Genomic DNA, 309 nt, shown 5'->3' with positions numbered 1-309 from the left:
CGCAGTTTGAGGTTTTGAAGTAAAACAAAGAACCAGCAGCGATAACTGCGGGGTTTCTTATTTGCAAAACGGAGCTCAATGGAAAACCGAAGGTAATCCAGTCGAGGTCACCACAAGCAAGAAACCACGTCTTTTAGGCGTGGTTCTTTTTTTTGCGGAAAAAGCCAAATGTAGTTTGAGGTTTTGGAGTAAAACAAAGAACAAGCAGCGATAGCTGCGGGGTTTCTTATTTGCAAAACGGAGCTCAATGGAAAACCGAAGGTACTCCAGTCGAGGTCACCACAAGCAAGAAACCACGTCTTTTTAGGC

General features: G+C 44.3%; 1 protein-coding gene. It reads right to left on the bottom strand.

Annotated elements, in window-relative coordinates; all coding sequences use genetic code 11:
- Positions 1-107: 107 nt before the first annotated feature.
- The coding region (locus MWU82_RS24215) for a hypothetical protein (protein WP_247098348.1) at positions 108-309 on the bottom strand (202 nt) is incomplete at its 5' end.

Source organism: Arenibacter sp. S6351L (genome assembly GCF_023016025.1).
Classification (GTDB): domain Bacteria; phylum Bacteroidota; class Bacteroidia; order Flavobacteriales; family Flavobacteriaceae; genus Arenibacter; species Arenibacter algicola_B.
Note: the sequence above shows the minus strand (reverse complement) of the source record. Positions and strands in the feature narration are given on the sequence as shown.